5 protein-coding genes and 1 pseudogene are annotated in these 4,506 nt (G+C 62.8%); 2 read left to right on the top strand and 4 right to left on the bottom strand.

Annotated elements, in window-relative coordinates; all coding sequences use genetic code 11:
- Positions 1-2 precede the first annotated feature (2 nt).
- A complete protein-coding gene (locus WAW17_RS34090) occupies positions 3-803 on the top strand; it encodes a mycofactocin-coupled SDR family oxidoreductase (RefSeq protein ID WP_422337236.1) in 801 nt (266 codons plus the stop codon).
- A 185-nt stretch (positions 804-988) separates the two neighbouring features.
- On the opposite strand, the gene WAW17_RS34085 is transcribed toward WAW17_RS34090, so the two are convergent.
- Positions 989-1,921, bottom strand: a complete 933-nt coding sequence (locus tag WAW17_RS34085; RefSeq protein ID WP_422337235.1) for a hypothetical protein — start codon at positions 1,919-1,921, stop codon at positions 989-991.
- A 142-nt stretch (positions 1,922-2,063) separates the two neighbouring features.
- Here WAW17_RS34085 and WAW17_RS34080 point away from each other — a divergent pair, with 142 nt between their 5' ends.
- Positions 2,064-2,669, top strand: a complete 606-nt coding sequence (locus tag WAW17_RS34080; protein ID WP_422337234.1) for a TetR/AcrR family transcriptional regulator — start codon at positions 2,064-2,066, stop codon at positions 2,667-2,669.
- 7 nt (positions 2,670-2,676) lie between these two features.
- Here WAW17_RS34080 and WAW17_RS34075 read toward each other — a convergent pair whose 3' ends face one another.
- The 3 genes and pseudogenes from WAW17_RS34075 to WAW17_RS34065 all read right to left on the bottom strand — a co-directional run.
- Positions 2,677-3,243 (bottom strand): hypothetical protein, encoded by a 567-nt coding sequence (locus tag WAW17_RS34075; RefSeq protein ID WP_422337233.1) that lies wholly within the window; start codon positions 3,241-3,243, stop codon positions 2,677-2,679.
- Positions 3,240-3,818: an Mce protein gene (locus tag WAW17_RS34070; protein WP_422337232.1), complete on the bottom strand. Its 579-nt coding sequence runs from the start codon at positions 3,816-3,818 to the stop codon at positions 3,240-3,242. Before WAW17_RS34070 ends, WAW17_RS34075 begins: the two co-directional genes overlap by 4 nt.
- A pseudogene (locus WAW17_RS34065) lies at positions 3,788-4,506 on the bottom strand (MCE family protein); the annotation flags it as partial. The gene WAW17_RS34070 and the pseudogene WAW17_RS34065, both read right to left, overlap by 31 nt.

The following is a 4,506-nucleotide window of genomic DNA, read 5'->3' as shown; positions in this document are numbered from 1 at the left end:
TGATCACCGGAGCGGCACGCGGACAAGGCCGTTCACACGCGCTACGGCTGGCCGGCGAAGGTGCCGACATCATCGCGATCGACATCTGCGCCGACATCGACACGATGGACTACCCCAACGCCTCTGCATCCGATCTCCAAGAAACGGTGAAACTCGTAGAGGCACTGGACCGTCGGATCTTCGACGTCGAGGCGGATGTCCGCGACGCCGCAGCGGTGAAGAGCGCCGTCGATCGCGGAGTCGAGAAGTTCGGGCGTCTCGACATCGTGTTGTCCAACGCGGGAATCGTCCGCCTCGGTGAAGACCCCGAAGACTACGCGCAGCTGTGGAGCGACGTGGTGTCCACCAATCTGACCGGCGGCTTCCACACGGTCAAAGCAGCTATTCCCCATATGATTTCCGGCGAACGCGGAGGTTCCATCGTCTTTACCGGCTCCACCGCGGGCGTACGTCCCACCGCCAACACGGGCACCGGAGCGTTGGCCTATACCGCGTCGAAATGGGGTCTCGTCGGGATGTGCAAGCAGCTCGCCGCGACGTTGGCCGAGCACTCGATCCGAGTCAACATCGTGCATCCCACCGGAGTTGCCTCCGGCATGACGATGAACGAGGCCATGTCGCAGCTGATGCAGCAGGCGGCGGCCGGCGGAGACAACGCACTCTCGGCAATGCAGAACGCCATGCCCGTCCAGATTCTTCAGCCGGAGGACATCTCCGACGCAATCGCCTTCCTGGTATCCGACCAGGCGAAGTGGATCACCGGAGTATCGCTTCCCGTCGACGCAGGTTTCTCGGTGCGCTGACACGAACACACGAAGCTGGGGGTCGGGGCCGATTCGGGTTCCTATCCCCAGCTTCGTTTTCCCGCCTCAGGCAGGAGGCAGGCGCCCTCGAAAGAGGACCCAGGCAATCGCTTTCACGAGGTTGAGGATCTGGTCGGCAGCATCGAAATACATGAGGTGATTCCTTTCACTAGCACAGAGTGTTCTCAGAAGTACGGAGTCGTCCAGCCGCTGATCAGCCGCACAGCAACGAGGGGGACGTCGAGCGTGAGTACGAACGTCACGTTGAAGAAGACGACCCAGCAGCACATGCGGACCAGTTGAAATCTCGCGCTTCCGGCGGCGGGATCGAGCACCTCGAGGCGATCCGCCAGCGCGACTCGACTTTCGGGTCCCTCGACCGCCGTCGACGGCATTACCCGCGCCAGGGTGTGCCAACCCGTTCGCTGCAGCAAGGTATCCAGCCTGAAGAGCCGCTCCAAGCGGTTGAAGCGGGTGGCCTCGTGCGGCGGACCAACGACCCACGAGATCAGGTTGATCCAACCGAACATCAGCAGCATCGGCCACAGCAGGGGCCAATTGCCGCGTCCCATGTCGAGTACCGGACCGATTCCCGGTTCGTAGGTCCACCACCCCGCCCAAGCAGCGAAACCCTCGATGATCAGATTCCAGACGAATGTCAGTGGGATGGAGAGCAGTACGATGCCCTTACCCAGTGACCAGCCGAACTTCCGCCGGCTCCATTCGGCGAGCTTCAGGATCGCCCACGCGTGCGCCACCCAGTAGACGGCGTACATGAGCGGCATCCACAGCGGGTTGTGCGGTGCGGTGTACGTCCACGTGAGTACGTAGTGGTTGAACACGGGGCTGTACGACAGGTGCTGGCCCCAGTCACCGAACGCCTCGAGCCACCACGTCGATGCGGACGCGGTGGAGATCATGAGCATCCAGGTCAACTTCTTCTGGCGCACAGCGCTTCTGATCATCAGGAGCACTGCGACCGCCGCGACAACTGGCAGTGCGTAATCGAGTAGCCACGGCGCGAAGGGGCGGGTAATCCCTTCCGGGACACACCTGGCATCCCCCCAGACGACTGCTCCCGCGATGTCCGGGCACGCGGGCAGGGACAGCAATGTCATCGTGACCTCGCGAATTGGTTCTTCACGTCGAGCCTTTCAGAGTGGACGAGAGAGGGAAGCGGGCGAGTGACTCCCACCACATACTGTTTAACATACAGCTGTATGTCAACACTGGGTTTCGCTCGAAGGCTAGATTCGCTTCATGGCCAACCAACGTCAGGTCCAGGCGGAACGCACCCGGCTTCGTGTACTCGCGGTTGCTCGGGAGATGTTCCTCGATCCGGGCTACGCGTCGACGTCGACCACCGACATCGCCGAGGCGGCGGGAGTCGGGACCCGCGGAGCGCTCTACCACCATTTCAAGGACAAGCGTGCACTCTTCGCCGCAGTGTTCGAGCAGGTGGAGAAGGAGATGACCGACCGCATCACGGGCCGTGACACACCTGGTGACAACGGTTTCGAACGACTGCGCACCGTCATCTCGGCGACGATAGACGCCTCGACCGACGCCCCGGAAATTCGCCGCATCCTGCTCGTCGACGGACCCGCCGTCCTGGGCTGGGAATCATGGCGAGAAATCGCGGCCGAATACGGACTCGGTGTGCTCCGCGACATGGTCGCGGACGGGATAGACGACGGAAGCATTCGCGCGCTCGCTCCGGATGCGACGGCGTTGCTCCTGTTGAGATCCGTCGACGAGGCCGCACTCTACATCGCCCACTCCGACGAACCTCGGGCAGCTCGGGCAGAAGCGGGCCAAGCACTCGAGGCCTTGCTGGACGGACTGCGGATGGGCACAGCTTCCTGATCACCCGCTACACGGGGTCGAACTTCTCGATCAGCCATCGACCGTCGACGTCTGTGAGTTGCACTCGCACGCTGCTTGCGGAGTCCGACGGTTCCTGATTCCCTCCCGTCGTCGTGCGCTGGTTCACGAAGACCAGCACTACGGCGGTCGATCCGTCGACAGACGATACGGCAGCAGCAGGTACCGTCGCGGTGGTCGCGATGTTCTTCTCCTTGGCGGCGGGAGCCACGACGTCGGTCGTGAACTTGGTGTAATAGTCAAGGAAGTCGCCGGTCAAGCGATCCTTGGCTCCGGCGAGATCGGCATCAACTGTGTCGGGCGAGTATGACAGGATCGCCACGGCGCCATCGGTCGCCGCCAGAGCGACCTGTGCCCGCGCCTCGTTGTCGTTGTCCGCCTGCACTTGTTGCCAGCGAGCGATTCCCGTCGCCAGCGCCAGAGCGACGATCACGGCAATCAGAGATACAACTCCGATCCGGTTCCGCCGCGAACGATCCGGTTCGTTCGTCTCGATCAAAACCTCCTCGCCAGAAGCCTCTTCAGCCTTGTCCAGGGTTACGTTCTTCTCGCTCACGGTACAAACTCCACATTCGACACCAGGGCTCTATCGCCGTCCTTCTGGACAGTCACTCGCATCCGCCACGCTCGCGGATCCTGCTCCACCGCTGCCGCATTCGAAGTCTTCACCGTCGCTGCAACCAGTACCTGCGCGGTGCTCCCGTCGACCGACTCGAGTCCCACATCGGTGACCGTTCCCTCGGAGGTCGACCGCGCCTGCTTCACCACGGCAATGAAGGATTCCGCACGGGACGCGAAATCATCGTGGAACGCGCCGGTAGACCCCTCGAGGATTCGTTGGACATCCGAGTCCACGTTGTCCCAACGTATCGTCGTGAGGTTCAGCGCCCCTTGCCGGCCCACCTGCAGGAAGGTGTTGCGGTCGGATTCGGCCCGGCCGTCGGCACGGACGTCGTTCCACATCACCCCGCACACGACCGCCAGCACCAGCGCCGCGACGACCCCGAGCGCCATCAGTGCACCGCCGCGAGTCATCCGGCGGCGCGGCGACGACTGCCCTGCGGCAGTGCCGTCTTCACTTGGTTCCACCTCCGCCACTCTCACGTGGTCGGCTGCATCATCATTTGCCATGTCTGCTCCTTCGCGGTACTTACAGCCAGATTCGTCTGGGTATAGGCCCGCCCGTCAGGGCCTACATAAGTGCCGGTGTGGGGGTTGTATTCGGCCGTCGCGATCTGCGGCAAACCGGAAGAGTCGTTGCTCGACGGTGTCACGCTGGCACCGCCCGAGGACTCGGGAACTGTCTGACCGGTCGTTGTCGCGTTGGGATCTCCGATCCAGGGCGTTCCATCGTTGAGTGGAAGGTATTCTTCGTCGCTCTCGCACAGCGCCACGGTCGGTGCACGCTTTCCGGGATTCGTTGCGCAGGGTGTGTTTCGCACTCCACGCACGTTGCTTGACGCGTCCTGCGGGATCCGGCAGTACAGGTCACCTTCGGGGCGATCCGGGTAGTCGACCTCACTCGGGCTCCGCCGCTGGTCGGGTGGCAGGTAGCCGGTCGTGCAGGGCTGGGGGTTGTTCAGGTTGAGGTTGAAGCTCAAGAACGCGCCCGCGTACGGGTGGTCGTTACCGAGATTCGGCACTACCGCGCTCGCTTGCACGATGGCACCCTGAGGGAGCAGGACCAGCAATTGCTCGACGTTCTTCTGATATATGAGGGCTACGTCGCCGATACTGACCAGATTGGCCAGCAGCACCGGCACTGTCGGCTTCAATTGGGTCATCAACGCATTCACGTGATCGGCCGCAGGCGCTGCCG

The sequence above is a fragment of the Rhodococcus sp. (in: high G+C Gram-positive bacteria) genome, assembly GCF_049286785.1.
Classification (GTDB): domain Bacteria; phylum Actinomycetota; class Actinomycetes; order Mycobacteriales; family Mycobacteriaceae; genus Rhodococcus_F.
This window is presented reverse-complemented; position numbering and strand designations above follow the sequence as displayed.